This is a genomic window from Lysinibacillus sp. KU-BSD001, assembly GCF_042920265.1.
GTDB lineage: Bacteria > Bacillota > Bacilli > Bacillales_A > Planococcaceae > Lysinibacillus_B.
Window position 1 is genome coordinate 80,286 of the sequence record NZ_JBDQZI010000010.1, and the last position, 18,079, is coordinate 98,364.

Annotated in this window: 16 protein-coding genes; 5 read left to right on the forward strand and 11 right to left on the reverse strand. The window is 40.7% G+C overall.

From position 1 onward, the window contains the following. Positions 1–32 precede the first annotated feature (32 nt). The 4 genes from AAGS61_RS14540 to AAGS61_RS14555 form a co-directional block, all read right to left on the reverse strand. On the reverse strand, positions 33–389 hold the full coding sequence (locus tag AAGS61_RS14540; RefSeq protein WP_391373314.1) for an arsenate reductase family protein: 357 nt from the start codon (positions 387–389) through the stop codon (positions 33–35). 214 nt (positions 390–603) lie between these two features. Then, positions 604–2,385 carry an acyl-CoA dehydrogenase family protein gene (locus tag AAGS61_RS14545; protein WP_391373317.1) on the reverse strand — a complete coding sequence of 594 codons (1,782 nt, stop codon included), beginning with the start codon at positions 2,383–2,385 and terminating at the stop codon, positions 604–606. Positions 2,386–2,532: 147 nt separating this feature from the next. After that, positions 2,533–3,705 carry an acetyl-CoA C-acetyltransferase gene (locus AAGS61_RS14550; RefSeq protein WP_391373320.1) on the reverse strand — a complete coding sequence of 391 codons (1,173 nt, stop codon included), beginning with the start codon at positions 3,703–3,705 and terminating at the stop codon, positions 2,533–2,535. Between the two features lie 60 nt (positions 3,706–3,765). Continuing rightward, positions 3,766–6,156, reverse strand: coding sequence for a 3-hydroxyacyl-CoA dehydrogenase/enoyl-CoA hydratase family protein (locus AAGS61_RS14555; RefSeq protein WP_391373323.1), 2,391 nt, complete (start codon positions 6,154–6,156; stop codon positions 3,766–3,768). Between the two features lie 305 nt (positions 6,157–6,461). Here AAGS61_RS14555 and AAGS61_RS14560 point away from each other — a divergent pair, with 305 nt between their 5' ends. Beyond that, complete coding sequence (locus AAGS61_RS14560) at positions 6,462–6,782, forward strand: thioredoxin family protein (protein WP_391373326.1); 321 nt, start codon at positions 6,462–6,464, stop codon at positions 6,780–6,782. 118 nt (positions 6,783–6,900) lie between these two features. Beyond that, on the forward strand, positions 6,901–7,425 hold the full coding sequence (locus AAGS61_RS14565; protein WP_391373329.1) for a C39 family peptidase: 525 nt from the start codon (positions 6,901–6,903) through the stop codon (positions 7,423–7,425). Positions 7,426–7,449: 24 nt separating this feature from the next. Here AAGS61_RS14565 and AAGS61_RS14570 read toward each other — a convergent pair whose 3' ends face one another. The 3 genes from AAGS61_RS14570 to hutI all read right to left on the reverse strand — a co-directional run bounded on the left by AAGS61_RS14570 (position 7,450) and on the right by hutI (position 11,396). After that, on the reverse strand, positions 7,450–8,325 hold the full coding sequence (locus AAGS61_RS14570) for a 5'-3' exonuclease (RefSeq protein WP_391373332.1): 876 nt from the start codon (positions 8,323–8,325) through the stop codon (positions 7,450–7,452). Between the two features lie 267 nt (positions 8,326–8,592). Further along, positions 8,593–10,068, reverse strand: a complete 1,476-nt coding sequence (gene hutH, locus AAGS61_RS14575; protein WP_391373335.1) for a histidine ammonia-lyase — start codon at positions 10,066–10,068, stop codon at positions 8,593–8,595. A 23-nt stretch (positions 10,069–10,091) separates the two neighbouring features. Continuing rightward, entirely contained in the window at positions 10,092–11,396 is a 1,305-nt protein-coding gene (hutI, locus tag AAGS61_RS14580) for an imidazolonepropionase (protein ID WP_391373338.1), read from the reverse strand. Positions 11,397–11,887: 491 nt separating this feature from the next. On the opposite strand from hutI, the gene AAGS61_RS14585 reads away from it, so the two are divergent. Further along, positions 11,888–12,670, forward strand: coding sequence for an SPFH domain-containing protein (locus AAGS61_RS14585; protein WP_391373341.1), 783 nt, complete (start codon positions 11,888–11,890; stop codon positions 12,668–12,670). Between the two features lie 210 nt (positions 12,671–12,880). On the opposite strand, the gene AAGS61_RS14590 is transcribed toward AAGS61_RS14585, so the two are convergent. The 4 genes from AAGS61_RS14590 to AAGS61_RS14605 form a co-directional block, all read right to left on the reverse strand. Then, on the reverse strand, positions 12,881–14,878 hold the full coding sequence (locus AAGS61_RS14590; protein WP_391373344.1) for an ABC1 kinase family protein: 1,998 nt from the start codon (positions 14,876–14,878) through the stop codon (positions 12,881–12,883). A 13-nt stretch (positions 14,879–14,891) separates the two neighbouring features. Then, positions 14,892–15,326, reverse strand: coding sequence for an SACOL1771 family peroxiredoxin (locus AAGS61_RS14595; RefSeq protein WP_391373347.1), 435 nt, complete (start codon positions 15,324–15,326; stop codon positions 14,892–14,894). 120 nt (positions 15,327–15,446) lie between these two features. Beyond that, positions 15,447–16,382 carry a TRM11 family SAM-dependent methyltransferase gene (locus AAGS61_RS14600; protein WP_391373350.1) on the reverse strand — a complete coding sequence of 312 codons (936 nt, stop codon included), beginning with the start codon at positions 16,380–16,382 and terminating at the stop codon, positions 15,447–15,449. After that, positions 16,382–16,828: a hypothetical protein gene (locus AAGS61_RS14605; RefSeq protein ID WP_391373353.1), complete on the reverse strand. Its 447-nt coding sequence runs from the start codon at positions 16,826–16,828 to the stop codon at positions 16,382–16,384. Before AAGS61_RS14605 ends, AAGS61_RS14600 begins: the two co-directional genes overlap by 1 nt. A 131-nt stretch (positions 16,829–16,959) precedes the next feature. On the opposite strand from AAGS61_RS14605, the gene AAGS61_RS14610 reads away from it, so the two are divergent. Both AAGS61_RS14610 and AAGS61_RS14615 read left to right on the forward strand, forming a co-directional pair. Continuing rightward, positions 16,960–17,241: an amphi-Trp domain-containing protein gene (locus tag AAGS61_RS14610; protein ID WP_391373356.1), complete on the forward strand. Its 282-nt coding sequence runs from the start codon at positions 16,960–16,962 to the stop codon at positions 17,239–17,241. Between the two features lie 76 nt (positions 17,242–17,317). Continuing rightward, on the forward strand, positions 17,318–18,073 hold the full coding sequence (locus AAGS61_RS14615; protein ID WP_391373359.1) for an SDR family NAD(P)-dependent oxidoreductase: 756 nt from the start codon (positions 17,318–17,320) through the stop codon (positions 18,071–18,073). Positions 18,074–18,079: the final 6 nt, after the last annotated feature.

Consider the following 18,079-nt stretch of genomic DNA (forward strand, 5'->3'; position numbering starts at 1 on the left):
ATTTCAGTAGTAAAAACAAGGTTGTAATCAGCCTATTTCCACGTTTCTGAGAAGTCAGACTCCTTGAAACCAAGCGTAACTTTTTCACCATCTGTCACAACTGGACGTTTAATTAACATCCCATCAGATGCAAGCAAAGCTAATTGCTCTTCTTCGGACATATTTGCTAATTTATCCTTTAAGCCTAGTTCTTTATACTTGTTCCCTGAAGTATTGAAAAACTTCTTTAGTGGAAGGCCACTTTTCTTATAGAGTTCTGTTAATTGTTGCTGTGTTGGCGTTTGTTCAACAATGTGTATAGATTCGTAAGCGACATTGTTTTCTTCTAGCCATTTTTGTGCCTTTTTACATGTCGTACATTTTGGATATTGAATAAATTTTAATGGCATGTATGTAGCTCCTTTTATTGTTATCTTCTCTTCTATTGTATAAGATTTCCTAGCCGAATGCTAAAAAAAGAACTAAACGACATGCCTCGCTCCAGTAAATGAAGCGTCCCCCGCTCTATTATCATATTCATATGTAGCAAAGAGCGACAAAACGAATTGTAAACTGTTCAAATCAATAAAAATCCGGATGTTTTTAGCATCCGGATTTTATACCTTACACTACGTACTTTTCAGCTTCAATCAGTTTTGCTGCTGCTTCGCGTTTTTTCGGAATTAAGTTGTAAGGGCTATTGCGTGTTAATTTACGAAGAGCTGACAACATCATACGACCATTGTCGCCTTCTACTGAAGCAAGTAATGTATCTTTTGCTTCTGCTTCAATAATGGCAAACGCTTCTTGACAGAAGATTTGTGTGTAAAGGATTTTTTGCGCTGCTTTTTCTACACCTTCGCGTTCAATTGCCTTTTGCGTACGTATAACTGCTGATTCCATCGCGTATAACTGGTTCGCAATGTTTGCAATGTTTACAAGTAGCTCTTGCTCTTGATCTAATTTTGCACCGAACGCCTGCGCTGCTGTACCTGCTGCAAGAATTGCGATTTTCTTCGCGTTCTTCACAAGATATTTTTCTTGTGCTAACGGCGCATCTTCAAGCTCTTCTGGCATCATCATGAGCAGTTCACTTTGTAGGTTTTGCGCTACTTGAAGAAGCGGTAACTCACCTTTTAACGCTTTCTTCATAAATGTACCCGGTACGATCATGCGGTTAATTTCATTTGTCCCCTCGAAAATACGATTTATACGTGAATCACGGTAAATACGTTCTACTTCATATTCAGCCATGAAACCATAACCGCCGTGTAATTGTACTGCTTCGTCCGCGATATAATCCAATGTTTCAGTGCCAAACACTTTGGCGATTGAACATTCGATTGCATACTCAGCGACAGCTGCTGCAATGGCTACACCATTTTTTTGCTCTTCTTCTGATAGTTGGTTAAGCGTATCTTCGAAGTACCCTACTGTACGATAATTTAATGACTCAGACGCATATAAATGTGCTGCCATTGTCGCTAATTTTTCTTTCGTTAAGTTGAAGCTAGAAATTGGCGTTTTGAATTGTTGGCGTTGGTTCGTATATTGAATAGCAAGCTCCAGTGCACGCTTCGCTCCACCAACAGTACCTATACCAAGCTTATAACGACCGATGTTTAAAATGTTAAATGCAATGACGTGACCACGACCGACTTCACCAAGTAAATTTTCTACCGGCACTTGTGCATCTTCTAAAATTAATGTACGAGTAGAGGATGATTTAATGCCCATCTTCTTCTCTTCCGCGCCGACAGAAACGCCTGGGAACGCTCTTTCTACGATAAAGGCAGTGAATTTTTCCCCATCGATTTTAGCGTACACAACGAATACATCTGCAAAGCCTGCGTTTGTAATCCATTGTTTTTCACCATTTAATACATAGTGTGTTCCTGCTTCATTTAACTTCGCAGTTGTTTTTGCACCTAATGCATCTGAACCTGAACCTGGTTCTGTTAGGGCATACGCAGCAATTAACTCACCAGAAGCTAATTTCGGAAGGTATTTTGATTTTTGCTCTTCGTTACCGAATAATACGATTGGTAAAGAACCGATTCCTACATGTGCACCGTGCGTAATAGAGAAACCACCAGCGACAGACATTTTTTCAGCGATTAACGCTGAAGAAATTTTGTCTAGACCTAGACCCTCATATTCTTCTGGCACATCGGCAGCGAGTAGTCCTAATTCCCCTGCTGTTTTTAATAAACGTACCGAATGCTCAAACTCATGATTTTCTAAGTTTTCCACTACTGGTAACACTTCATTTTGTACATAATCAGTCGTTGTTTGCGCAATCATTTTTTGCTCATCCGTGAAATCCTCTGGTGTAATAACACGATTGATATCTACGTCCTCGATTAAAAAGCCGCCGCCTTTAATGATGTTTGTTGTTAATTTCATACCCATTTCCCCCTCATAGTCAATTCATTTTCCTACCATTATAAAAAAGCAAAAACTGAATAGTTATTCATAATTTGTGTATAGAAAAGCTCGGAAAGTTTACTCGGAGGCAAAGAGAATAAACTTTCCAAAAGCTGTTTCTAGAAATTAAAGGACTTCAAATACACCAGCTGCACCCATACCGCCACCGATACACATTGTGACAACGCCGTATTTCTTATTTTGACGTTTTAATTCGTGAAGCAGTTTTAGTGTCAGAATCGCTCCTGTTGCACCAAGTGGGTGACCAAGCGCAATCGCACCACCATTTACATTCACTTTATCGATATCAATTCCTAAGTGGCGTACAACTTGGATAGACTGTGAAGCAAATGCTTCATTGATTTCCCACAGGTCAATTTGATCTTGTGTAAGACCAGCAATTTTTAACGCTCTCGGTATCGCCTCAATTGGTCCGATTCCCATTACTTCTGGTGGTACACCGCCAACAGCAAATCCTAAAAATTTCGCCATTGGTTTTAATCCTTGCGACTCTGCTTCTTCACGGTCCATTACAAGCACTGCTGCTGCACCGTCAGAAGTTTGTGAAGCATTTCCTGCTGTTACAGACCCTTTAACATTGAATGCTGGGCGAAGTTTCCCTAATCCTTCAACGGTTGTATTCGAACGTACCCCTTCATCTGTATCAAACGTAAAGGTACGTGTTGCAGGTTTATGATCTTTACCAACGAAGTGTTGTGTGACTTCAATCGGTACGATTTCATCTTTGAATTTACCTTCTTTAATCGCTTTTTCAGCCAGCTCATGTGAACGTACAGCAAAAGCATCTTGGTCTTCACGGCTTACTTCATAGCGACGTGCTACTTCCTCTGCTGTATGTCCCATGCCCATATAGTACTGAGGTGCTGTTTCTGCTAATGTTGGATTTAAACGCACTGTATTACCCGTCATTGGAATCATACTCATCGATTCTGTACCACCTGCGATAATCGCTTTTGAATGGCCTAACATAACACGTTCTGCTGCATATGCAATGGATTGTAACCCTGATGAACAGAAGCGATTTACTGTAATAGCTGGTGTCGTATCAGGTAGCCCTGCTAACGCGCCGACTAAACGCGCTACATTCATCCCTTGCTCTGCTTCAGGCATGGCACAGCCCATAATTAAATCATCAATCGGACCTTCATAGCCTGCTCGTCTTAATGTTTCCTTTACAACAATGCTACCGAAATCATCTGGACGCATTGTTGCAAGTGAACCTTTTTTCGCTTTCCCAATAGGCGTTCGTGCACCTGCTACAATTACGGCTTCACGCATAATGATGTCTCCCCCTTGTTTAGCTTCATGCTATTCATCATTTTCTATTAAACTCGTAGATTAATTACGAAGCGGTTTCCCCTTCACAAGCATATGCTGCATACGTTGCTGTGTTTTCGGTTGCTGTACTAACTCCAAGAATGCTTGCTTTTCTAAGTGTAAAATATACTCTTCCTCAACCTCTGTTCCATATGGTACTAAACCACCTGCAAGAACAAATGCTAATTTTTTCGCAATCGATAAATCGTATTCGCTAATATAGCCTGAATCGAACATTCCCTGCGCCCCTAGCAGTAATGTTGCATAGCCTGATGCCCCAACCACTTTCACTTTCTTCTTCACTGGTGGCTTGTATCCTGCATCATAAAGGGCGATTGCTGCTTGTTTCGCATCATAGATTAAGTGATCTGGGTTAACCGATACGCCGTCTGCAAAATCTAAGAAGTTATTTTCGCGTGCTTCTTCACCAGATGTTGACACCTTTGCCATCGCAATCGTCTCAAACACTTTATTGACTACTGCTTGTAAATCGATATCTACACCATTTGGTAAACCTTTTAGGAACTTTTCATAAAGTCCCAAGTTCCCTGCACCACCTGGAATGACACCAACTCCTGCCTCTACTAAGCCGATATACGTCTCTGCTGAAGCTTGAATATGTGCTGCCGGTAAGCAAACTTCTGCTCCACCACCAAGCGTCATTTGGAACGGTGCTGCTACAACTGGTTTTGAGGCGTACTTAATACGACGCATTGCTTTTTGGAATGCCCCAATGACAAAATCAAGTTCAAAAACATTATCATCTTGCGCTTCCATTAAGATCATGCCAAGGTTGGCCCCTACACAGAAGTTTTTGCCTTGGTTACCAATAACAAGCCCTTTATACGCTGCGTTGTTTTCCAATTCATCAATGGCCGTATTTAACATTTGAATAATGTCTAAGCCAATGGCATTTGATTGTGAATGGAACTCTAATAAAAGAACACCGTCTTGTAAGTCTATTAAGCTAGCGCCAGCATTCGATTTAATGACACCATGCTTTTTCTTATAACGTTTTAAATCAATCGCTTTCTCGTTTACTGGTACTTTTACATAGTCAGTACCGTTGTAGTAAGCTAGCTCATTATCAACTTCTGAATAGAATGTTTCCAAGCCTTTGTCGAGTAAGCCTTGAACAAACGCTGGAATTTCGCGTCCTTCTTCTTTCATTTTGTCAACAGATTGTTTGACGCCGATTGCATCCCACATTTCGAATGGACCTTGCGCCCAACCGAAGCCCCATTTCAGTGCATTATCAATCGCAACAATATCATCCGCAATTTCACCTGTAAGCTGCGCTGAGTAAATTAATGTTGGTGCAAAAATATTCCATAAAAGTTCGCCAGTACGGTCTTTTGCGTACACTAATGTCTTCACTTTATTGGCAAGACCACGTGCTTGTTTCACCATTTCAATAGAAGGCGTTTTTAGCTTTTTCACTGGCTCATATTCAAATGTATCTAAATTTAACTCTTTAATCTCTTTTCCTTGTTTTAAGAAGAAGCCTTGACCTGATTTCGCGCCAAGCCAACCATTTTCAATCATTTTCTTTAATGTTGGATCTTCAGCAAACACCGCCTGTTCTTCACCTGTTGTATGGTCGTAAACATTTTTCGCTACGTGCGCAAATGTATCTAACCCCACCACATCAAGTGTACGGAATGTTGCAGATGATGGACGACCAATAAGTGGGCCTGTTACCGAATCCACTTCACCAACGGAGTAGCCACGTTCTTGCATTTCCTTCATCGTCACGATTAAGCCGTACGTACCGATACGATTGGCAATGAAGTTTGGTGTATCTTTTGCAATTACGACGCCTTTACCAAGCACATCTTCACCGAATACTTGCATAAACTCCACCACTTCTGGCGCAGTAGTAGTAGAAGGAATGACCTCTAATAGCTTTAAATAACGTGGCGGATTGAAAAAGTGTGTGCCAAGGAAATGCTTTTTAAAATCTTCTGAGCGCCCTTCCGCCATCGCATTAATGCTGACGCCTGACGTATTCGAGCTGATAATTGTACCTGGCGTACGTACCGCATCAATTTTTTCCATTAGGCCTTTTTTAATCTCAAGGTTTTCTACAATAACTTCAATAATCCAATCTACATCTTTTAATTGGTCCAAGTCGTCTTCAAAGTTACCTGGCGTGATTAACGCTAAGTTTTTCTTAGAAGCGAGAGGTGCTGGTTTTTGCTTTAATAATTTTTGCAATGCACCGTTTACAAATCGGTTGCGTACTGCAGGATTTTCAAGCGTTAACCCCTTTGCTTGCTCTTCTGTAGTTAGCTCTTTTGGTGCGATATCTAGCAATAATGTTGGGATACCGATATTAGCTAAGTGAGCGGCAATACCTGAACCCATAACCCCTGAGCCTAATACGGCTGCTTTTTGAATTTTGTAAGTCACGAGAATTTCCCCCTTCTCCACTCTTCTTCATCGTAATGAATAGCCATTCATTTTTAACCGAAAAAAAAACTCGAAACAGCTTTTCTGTTCTTAGTGTAGATTATTTTGTCAGTTTTAGCAACGTTTTTTAACATTTATTTCTATAAAATTCTAAATATTTCTCCATAAACGTTAATATACCAAGGAAAAACTGAATACTCATTCACTCTTTTTTAAAATTATCTCATCTAGCATCTAGAGAAAGCAAATTACTTTTAGCTTTTCACTAAAATGTGTAAACTAGCAATTATAGGAGCGTGATAAAGATGCAGGAAATTACAACAGTAGAACAGTTTAACGAAATCATTTCAGGTGATCAAAAGGTGATTGTCAAATTCTTCGCTGGTTGGTGCCCAGATTGTACACGTATGGATATGTTCATTGACCCAATCGTAGAAGAATACAATCAATATGTTTGGTATTCAGCGAACCGCGACAACTTCCCAGAATTAGCAGAAAAGTATCAAGTGATGGGTATCCCTTCACTATTAATCTTCCAAAATGGTGAAAAATTAGCGCACTTGCACAGCGCAAATGCAAAATCACCTGACCAAGTAACAGACTTTTTAGAAGCACAAAATGCATAAATGATTGCAAGGCTCGTCATATCATACATGGCGAGCCTTATTTTATACGCTGAAAAAGACTTCCCTTGATGTGAATTGGATATTAATGTATGTTCATACTATCGGAGGTGGTTTAGCAATGAAGGTTTTATTAGATGTGAACGGGGTGTCTCAATACAGTGAGGTTGTTTATCCACAATTTCGCAACTCTGCTTGCGGACCAACGACAGCACACGTCATTTTAAACTATTTGTGCAAGGATCATCACGTAGCTAAAAAGAACATTAACGAAATGTATCAGCTGTTAGGGAGCACAAAAATCGGGTTGTTTAAATGGCGCTTCATTCACAATTTACGCGCTCAACTAGGCCCGAATTTCTGCATTGATTCATGCAATTTATCCGAAGCGATTTGGCAACTCAGGTACGGATACCCTGTCGCTATGAAGTTCGATCAATATTTTACCTTTCAGTGGTTTACGAAAAAGAAGCCTACATTTAAATATCATTGGGTGCCACTTATTGGATACGAAATTAAAAATGATAGTTTATATTTAATCATTCATGACAACGGTGGTCGCAATCGAGATAGTCAAATCCGCTCTATTAAATACGACGATAACCGTCATGTACTCAGCTTTGTTAAAATAGAGCCAAGAGAATAAACTCTCTTGGCTCTATGAATGCAGTTATAAACCTAATGACTTAGCATGCTTCACAATTAGTCTAAAGCCACGCTCGTGTAATTGCTCTAAGTGTTGCGTATAATCTGCTGGGACAATCAGCTCATCCAGCTGCTTTTCAATCGGTGCTTCACAATGAATTTGAGCAAGCTGATACGACAATTTCAGCATATCCTCATTTTCACCAATTTTAATCCGTTGTCCAGCCTTCAATGTTGGGAGCGCCTCCAGCACGCCCTCAACGGAGTTGAAATCTTGAATTAATTTAAGCGCCGTTTTAGGACCGATTCCTTTTACGCCTGGGTAGCCATCACTTGTATCTCCCATAAACGCTTTGACATGGGCAAACTGTTCTGGCTCAATGCCATACTCCTTTCGGAATCGCTCTAGTGTATAGACATCATATTCTGTATATCCTTTTTTTGTAAAGGCGATTGTTGTAGATGGATTTAAAATTTGTAATAAATCTTTATCTCCACTAATAACCGTCATTTGTGCATCATGTTGCCACTTTTTCACCATTGAACCAATGAGATCATCTGCCTCTATTCCTGTAATACCAAAGTTTGTCCACCCTAGCATTGCAGAAACTTCCTTTGCTAGATCAAATTGCGGCACCATCTCTTCAGGTGGTGCAGGACGGTTTGCTTTATATCCATCAAATAAATCATTTCGAAACGTATGCATCCCCATATCCCAACAAACAGCGATATGCGTCGGCTGCATGAGATGCTGCGCTGTTAATACGTGACGCGCAAATCCTTGTACGCCGTTTGTTGGTGTACCATCTTCTAAACGGATAAACTGGTTCATCGCTGCAGACGCAAAAAATGAACGGAATAACAATGCCATGCCGTCTACAATCAGTAAATGTTTTGTCATCTTCAAAGCCCCTCTTTCTACGACATTTCTATTATATCAAATTCTGGACAAATGCCGACGAAAGAGACTTATTTAGATAAACAAAAACATTGAAAAATGGATTTCTAAATATTCATAACAACTAATGCATTTGGATAAATGCGTACTTTTTAGGAGGCGATTTACGCGACTGTATAAGACTTTTACGCGGCATTCATCTACTTTTACGTGACTTTCCCTAATACATGAGCATTTTGCCGACGCAAAACGCTCATGCCGAGGGTTATCCTAGGGCTTTAAATAACACGTAATCTTTTCAATATCATCATGGAAAACGCGATCCTCCTGAAGAGGTGCTACAAATGCACGGAGTTCCTGCCACTTCGCTTTGGTACGCGGACTCATTAATTCCATCCCCCGATATTCAACTGCTTGCAATGCACAAAAGGCTTCAATCGCTAACACACGCCGCGCATTACAAAGTATCATATACGCATGACGAGCCGCTGTTGTCCCCATGCTCACATGATCCTCCTGATTGGCTGATGACGGAATGGAATCGACACTTGCTGGATGTGCTAATGTTTTATTTTCAGAGACAAGGCTCGCTGCACTATATTGCAAAATCATCGCGCCTGACTCAAGTCCTGGTCTAGCACTTAAAAATGCCGGTAAGCCTTCATTCAAACTTGGATTTACTAACCGTTCAATTCTTCGCTCAGAAACATTTGCCAATTCTGCTATGGCTAGTTTAAAAAAATCCATCGCAAAGGCAATCGGTTGTCCGTGAAAATTCCCCCCGGAAATGACTGTACCATCTTCAAATAATAGCGGATTATCTGTCGCGGCATTCATTTCGATTTCTAGCTTTTCTTTGACATAAGCTAACACTTGCCAACTTGCACCATGAATTTGTGGAATGCAACGAAGCGAATAAGGGTCTTGCGTGCGTAGTTCCCCTTGCTTTGTCATAAGCTTACTTCCTGCTAACCAATCCCGCATCCTACTCGCTACATCCATTTGCTCCACAAAACCACGTGCGGCGTGTACAGCCGGGTGAAAAGCATCTATAATCCCTCGCAACCCTTGAAGCGTCATAGCCGCAATCCACTCGCTATCATACGCTAGCTTTTCCGCCTCAATATAATTTATAACGCCCTGCGCTGTCATCGCTTGCGTGCCATTTATTAATGCTAGCCCTTCTTTCGCTCGAAGCTCAATCGGTACAAGCTGAAACTTTTCAAAAATCGCTTTTGCTGCATAACGATAACCATGATGGAATACATCACCTTCTCCAATCAGCGCCAGCACTAAATGTGAAAGCGGTGCTAGATCACCTGAGGCACCTAGCGAACCTTGCTGGAAAATAACAGGATGAACTTGCTCATTTATCATCCACTCGAGACGCTCAAGCACTTCCAGCCGAATACCTGAATAACCCTTTAACAATGCATTCAAACGTAGTACCATCATCGCGCGACTAACCACTTCTGAAAACGGCTCGCCAAACGCACAGGCATGTGAGCGGATTAAATTAAGCTGCAATCGATTTACTTCACGTTCTTCAATTTTCACATCACTCAACTTGCCAAAGCCTGTGTTAATGCCATACACCGTTTCACCCAGCTGGACAATTTTTTCTACTCGCACCCGACTTGCTATTACTTTAACTTTCGCTTCTTCTGCGATGTTAATCGAAGCACCTTCATACAAGATTGCTTTCATTTGTTTCATCGTTAACTGATTACCATTCAAGGAAATCATTTATCTTGCTCCTTCAAGTTGGATTATCCGACAACCTTCACGCCATTTTTCCACACTTGATGAACGTGATTTACACCAAACATATAATGTAGTTTTTGATAGTTTGAGACGTTCCAAACGACTAAATCTGCTTGTTTTCCTACTTCAATGGAGCCAATGATTTCTTCCAGCCCAATGGCACATGCTGCATTATAAGTGGCCGCACATAGCGCCTCAGCGGGTGTCATGCGCATTGTAATACACGCTAAGTTCATGACAAGTGGCATTGATGTTGTCGGGGAAGAACCTGGATTACAATCCGTTGATATTGCAACTGGTATGCCTAAGTCAATCATATGTCGTGCCCTTGCAGGGGGCTCCCCTAAAATTAGTGCTGTTGCTGGTAACAAGCAGGCAATGACACCGCTACCGACAAGCTTTTGAAGCCCATCATCGCTCGTTTTTAATAGGTGGTCTGCGGAAATCGCCTCTACTTTTGTAGCTAACTCCGCTCCACCATAGCATTCGATTTCATCCGCATGCACTTTTGGCATCAGTCCGTACTCTTTTCCTGCCAGTAACACACGCTCTGCCTGTTCAGCCGTAAACACACCTTTTTCTAAAAAAACATCACAAAACTTCGCCACACGAAGGCGGGCTATTTCTGGGATCATCTCTGTAATGATATAATCAACATACTCATCCTCACGCCCTGCAAATTCTTCTGGCACAACGTGAGCTCCCATAAACGTCGGAATAATGTCAATCGGATGTTTTTCATGTAAACGTTGCATAATGCGTAATTGCTTGAGCTCAGTTTCTAAGTCTAGACCGTATCCACTTTTACTCTCTAACGTCGTAACACCATGCTGTAAAAATGAATCTAAGCGAAGTGCCGTATCATTATAAATTTGCTCCTCTGACATTTCGCGTGTCTTTTTCACGGTCGCATGAATACCGCCACCGCTTTGCAAAATTTCCATATACCCTTTCCCTTTAATCCGCGCTTCGAATTCAAATTCACGAGAGCCTCCATGCACAATATGCGTATGCGGGTCAATTAATCCAGGCGTAATAATTTTTCCTGTTGCATCTATAATTTTTGCTTCATGTGCACGTGGCATACAAATCGGAATCATTTGCTGCATTGTACCGACTGCTCGAATTTTGCCATCTTCTATCCATATACTACCGCCTTCGATTACTTGCAAATCCGACATTTCTTCTTTCACGCGCGGTCCTTTTTTATGTGACGCCAATGTAATAATCTGTGCCGCATTTTGAATCCAAATTGGTTGTTTTACTTGTTGTTGCTGTTCTAATACTTGTACTACCGATTCCTTTTTCATTTCTTCAAACCCCTTTGTCCCCTTTGATACCTCTATTATCTTCTAAATAATTCTACATTTCTAGTTATATATAACTACTTCGGTTATTTATAAGTAATATAAAATTTCTATTTACTATTCAAAAATAAGTCACTAAAACATAAATACCTATATAATTACTTTCATTAGTTCATTTCACAGAAACCTATTAATATAGCAAAATAATAAATACCACGCTCAATTTTTGAAACTTTTCGAATTTTTTTGAAGTATAATTAAAGCTCAACACCAAAATATGTTCTTGATTAAAAAGAGGAGCACTTTAAAAGCACATGGAGTGAAGGGCGGCGACTCCTGCGGGATAAGCTTGAGCGGAAAGCCCCGCAGGAACGTAGTGACGAGGAGATTGAAGCCAAGCCCGCGGAAAGCGTCCGCCCGTAACGGAATGTGCGGTCAAGTACACGTTTTGGTGAAGAGTCATAATTAAATAAATCTTTATAGGAGAGATATGTATGGGTTTATTACAAGCAGGTATTGATGCAGCAACAGGCGTATTAGCAGATCAATGGCGAGAGTATTTCTACTGTGATGCTATTCCAGCTGATGTATTAATGATGAAAGCGGAGAAAAAGGGCGGTAAGCGTGGCTTTAACAGAAAAGGGAGCAATAATATCATTAGTAATGGCTCCATTATTGCCGTAAATGAAGGGCAAGCCATGATGATTGTGGAGCAAGGGAAAATTATCGAATTCTGTGCAGAAGCAGGCGAATTTTTATTTGACACGTCAACAGAGCCAAGTATTTTCTACGGCGATTTAAGTGATAACATTCAAGAAACATTTAAACAGTTAGGTAAGCGGATTACCTTTGGTGGAGAAGCACCGAAAGATCAGCGCATTTACTTTTTCAACAAAAAAGAAATTCCAGGCAATAAATACGGCACACCGAGCCCTATTCCGTTTCGTGTAATCGATCACAACATTGGCCTTGATATCGATATTTCTATTCGCTGTCACGGTGAATACTCATACAAAATTATAGACCCGATTTTATTTTATACAAATGTAGCTGGGAATGTGGAAACAGAATTCCGTCGCTCACAGATTGAAACACAATTACGTACAGAGCTATTAACCGCGCTACAACCAGCATTCGCAAAAATTTCAACAATGGGTATCCGCTACAGTGCACTACCTGGCCATACACTAGAACTCGCACAAGCATTAAACGACATTCTATCTGAAAAATGGGCAAACAGGAAAAGTTGGTGGACAATCACCCATCTCTGCAATTAAAGTAACAATTGCAGTACTTGTCACGCTAATGATTATTGCTATTATTTATGTATTCGGAGAAGGGAACTTCTTCTAAGGAATTAGAAAGGGACCGTCTAGACGGATCCTTTGCGACGAGGATGGTGGCATGTTGATGCGATCACTGTAGGAGCAATATTTCTTCAAGAAGTGAAGGGGATGTTCCGAAAAGTTTCTGGAACACCCCCTTTTTTAAAATCGCTTCATATTTCGAATCGCTTGAATCGATAATCGTACAAGTAAAATCGCGCATAAAAAGAGCCCTAAATAGGCGGCTGTATTTAAATAAATAGCATAAGCCGTATGAATAAATTGCGAAATCGCTAACAGGGCAACCGAAATAATTCCGAACGTAATGCCGACCATTAATAACACAAATTGAGCAAAGAGCTGTGTAACAAAATTGGCATTAGCCTTGTCTGAAAAAATATCATGATGCAAAATAATTTTACCACGCTCGACCTTCTTTACTAATTGGTCAATACGACGCGGAATTTTGCGCAAATTGGGGAGTAGTAAGGACATTTCCTCCTCTAATTTCCCCCATGTAACGGCTGGCTCTTTAAACGGTTGTTTGATGCTATTTTTAATATACTCATTTGAAAATAGCTTTGCTTCCTGGAAAATATCAAATGTCGGATCAATGACACGTAATGTGCCGTCTAATGTCACAATTGCGCGCAATGCTACACTGACCGACGGATAAAAATGCAAACCGAATTCACGCACAATCGAGAAAATCGAATAAATGAGCTCATCCGTTGGTACATGCTTCACATATGAAATTTTTAACAATACATGGCTAATCGCCTGCTCAATCTTTTCCCGCTCTGCTAAATCGGCATTTTCAACAAGTAATGTAATCCCATCAAATAAAACGCTCGCATCATTTTGGTAAATCCCTACTAAAAATAGTTTTAATCCTTCTTGTTGTGGTGCAGCTAAACGACCAACCGCCCCAAAATCAAGAATCGTCGTGACGCCACTTCGGTTGTCAATATACACATTCCCTGGATGTGGATCGGCATGAAAAATACCTGAAATCAGTGCCTGTTCTAAAAAGTTATAAAGGAGCGTTTCTGCAAATTTGTGTCGGTCAATCTTAAACTTCTCAAATACTTCATCCGCGCTAGCAACCGATACACCGTCAATATACTCCATAACGAGTATGTTTTCATTGCTGTACTGTGTATAAACACGCGGTACATTAACCTTCAATACAGATGTCCCCATCATATTCATAACTTGCATCATATTACGTGCTTCAATTTCAAAATTAATTTCTTCTTTTAATGCTAACGCAAAACCAATTGCCAGTTCTTTAAACCCTAAGTTTTCTGCCCATGTAGATTTTTCCGTAATCCACTTTGAAAACTCTACTAAAATCCCTAAGTCATCTTGCATAATTTCCTTTACTTCTGGACGTAGTAATTTCACAACTACTTGTTCATTTGTGTCACGTAACACAGCTGTATGTACTTGGCCAATCGAAGCGGCGGCTAAAGGCTTTTCACTAAAGTAGCTAAACACTTCATCAACTGGTGATGGTACATTTTGACGCAAAATGGCATCTACTTGCTCTTTTGACAACTGCGGTGCATTGCTCTGTAGTTTTTCGAGTTCTTCAATAAACACCGGTGAGAATAATTCTTTACGTGTCGATAACACTTGCCCAAATTTCACAAAGATGCCACCACACTGCTCTAACGTCAGTCGCAACGCAAGCGCTAATTCTCTTTCATCCTCACGATTTCGAACATATTTCATCGTCCGCGTAATCCCATTCGTCATCGCAATACGGACTACGTGGCGCAGTCGCTTTTGCCGACGCCAATAGATGAAAAGTCTCTTAAAAAAATTATTTTTTCCTTTCAAAGGGGCGCCATTTTCGTCCAATGAAATGGGATCGAATAATTCAAAAAATAAATAAAGTAACATAGAAATGAGCAGCATGCTGCCAAACCATAAAAGCGTTGCGACATTTAAGACATTTTCTATAAGCCCTTCTGTGTTTACAGGGTTATCACGTAAATACGTATACCAAAACACAAATGTTGTGAATGAAACACTTAGTACAACAGATAAGATTCGTTTTACTAGATTAACATTAAAACCAATTAATCGACCACTCACGAAAAAAATCAAGATTGATGCAATGATGACTTGCATCGTCAACTGCCAAACATCCATTCACTCACACCCTTTACTCCATCGTTACATTCACCTTTATCTCCACATTGCCTTTTAGTGCTTTACTAATCATGCACGTTTGCTCCGCCTTATGCGCAAGACGTGTGGCAATCCGTTCATTTCGTTCATTCTTTTCAGCAAGTTTTAATTGGAGGTTGTGTATAATTTGTTCGTAAGTAAAGACGCCATTTGTTACATCAACGATCCCTTCCGATGTCATATTTAACATCGCCTGAATATCAGAACGTTCGAGCATGGCCGCAAGCGAAATAAGGTAGCATGTCGCTGCCGCCCCTAATAACATCTCATCTGGATTCGTGCCAATGCCTGGACCGTTCATTTCAGGGGGAATTGAAATCGCTGTCGATAATCGTTCAGCGTGTAATGTCCCCACATCATTGCGTCCGCCTGCCCACGTTGTTTGTAATGTAAATGTATGCTGTGTCACGTGAAAACCTCTCCATTTCCCAAAATAATCTGTATATTTACTATGATAGGGACTTCAAGAAAGAATCACAAGTAATAGAAAGGGAGGTCTAAAAAGCTAAAGCTTTTCAAACCTCCTCCTTTATTCACACAATAACACTTCTCTACTAAAGTTCCCTTTTTTCACGACGGCACGGTCCACTACTTTAAATCCAGCAACCATGAGCAACTCATCCATCGGTTCCACTGTCACAAATAAAACGCGTTCGGCAATGCGACGAGCGGACGTAACAATTGACTGCAAACTAACCGAATCACTATGGGTAAACACGTTATACGGCATATCAATAATTGCGACATCATAATGCTCTAAGATCTCTTCAATCGGGCCAAGCTGCACTTCGCCTTGTAAGCCAAAATGCGCGATATTTTTTCGCGAACCTGATGTGACAAACCAATTCATATCCCGCCCCATAATCGGAATACCCATTGAGAGCGCCTCAACTAATACCGTTCCAACACCACAACACGGGTCAATTACACGCTTTCCCTCAATAACAGGCACTGCAATATTAACGAGTGCTCTTGCTACTTTTGTACTGAGTGCTGTCGAGTATTGCTGTGGGCGCTCTTGATGTGCTAGCCAAACAGCCTTCCCTTCCACAAGCTCTCCAAAGTAAAAAGTGTCATGAATCTGCACGACACCAAATATCACATCCGGTGACGTTAAATCCGGTTCCCCTTCAATCGCTAGTGCGAGCTGTCTCTCTGTCGCACGCCTTTTCGTATGTGCCCATTTAGCAGTTCCACTAAGAGCTACATCATTTAATGACACGACACGGTATGTTTTGTCCTCAAGTTGAATATCCGTCAGCTGTTTACACAGCACTTCTACACTCGCTGCCTTAAATTGAATCGCTAGCCTTGCACGTATAAACGGGCTTCGACTCGGCTCTACTTTTACAGGTGAAATGAGTACATTTTCCTCGGTGTCCGTCCCAAAAAACGCACGCATTTCCATACGGCATAGCGCCGTTTCATCTGGGCGCCAGCCGTATTTGTATAAGTATGAAACCATTATGCTTCTAACACTCCAAGCATTTTTGTCACAAAGCCGATTAATAACTCATATGCCTGTTCTAATGTTTCTTCGCCTGTAAAGCCTTCTATTGCATCTAATGCAATATTCACTTCCCACAGACCTTCATCTCCTGAGAACATGGCACTAGACGAACCTAACATCCCTTTTAAGTTATCACGTAAATACGTTTTTAATTGTTGATTCACTTTTTTTTGTAATCGTAAACCGAATAATGCCGTGTATACTTTAAACATTTCATCGAATTCTAACACAACGGCATCAATTTTAGCCTCTGTAAAATCACTTGACTGTGCATATAAAAACTCTTCTTGATGCGCTTTTAAGTAGCTAATATTTTGCTGCAAAAATGCAGCTGTTTCAACTGCTAACGTTTCCTCTGTTTCTTTGTGGCAACGCTCTAGGGCGCTCACTGTAAATGCCATAACAATCCCTCCAAATAATATTTCCATATGTAGTATAGCGCAAATTGTAACAACGATGAGAACAATTGCTGTTTCATTCGAGCTAAAATGTACGACGTGGTATAATTAGGAAAAAAGAAGAGGTGATCTGTATGCAAGCAAATAAACCGGTAACAGAAGTTTTATTGAAACATAAGGAACACCAAAGCATTCAAGAATTAGCAGAAACACTTGAAAAAATCGCGCAAAAATTACGAACAGAGGGGCAATTTATATTTGTACAAGGCACTGAGCAAGTGGTGGTAGCACCAAGTGGACAAGTGAAAGTTGAATATGAATATACGAAAAAAGGGGAAAAACACTCATTCGAGATCGAATTTGACTGGTACGAAGGGATACACCCAAAACAAAAATTATCTATGGGCATTGAATAAAAAAGAGGTAGACTTCTGATGTGTTCCTCTTCAGCTAAAAATGTAAAACAGAAACTACAAAAGGAGCGTGTTTTATATGGCAAAACTACAAGATAAAGTCATTATGATTACAGGTGGTGCTGGCGGAATCGGTCGCGGGATGGCACTAGCTATGGTAAAAGAGGGCGCAAAAGTAGTGATCGTTGACTTAAACGAAGAAGCTGGCCGTAAAACAGAGGCTGAATTACAAGCCCTTTCACCTGATTCTTCATTTATTCCATTTAATTTAACCGAGCACGATCAATTAAAAGGATTAGTAGAGCAAGTGGTGAAGAAGTACGGTAAACTAAACGTGTTAGTCAACAATGCACACGTATCAAAACAAGTTCCATTCCTAGAAACGACAAAAGAACATATGGACCTATCGTTTAACACAGGCTTCTACCCTACGTTCTATTTAATGCAAGCGGCCATTCCGCACTTAAAAGAAACGAAAGGGAATATTATTAACTTCGCTTCGGGCGCTGGTTTAAAAGGACATGCGACGCAAGGTTCCTATGCAGCAGCAAAAGAAGCGATCCGCGCCATTACGCGTGTCGCCGCAAATGAATTCGGTAAAGACGGCATTAATATTAACTTAATCTCACCTATCGCAAATTCAGAAGGTGTTCGTCAATGGGCGGAAGCACAACCAGAGTACTACAAAGAAGTGTTAAAAAGTATTCCACTTGGTCGCTTCGGTGATCCAGAAGAGGATATCGGTAAAGTAGCGGTATTCTTAGCTTCTGACGACTGCAAATACATGACAGGTCAGACATTTATGGTAGACGGCGGCTCCATTATGCTTCACTAAGCGTAC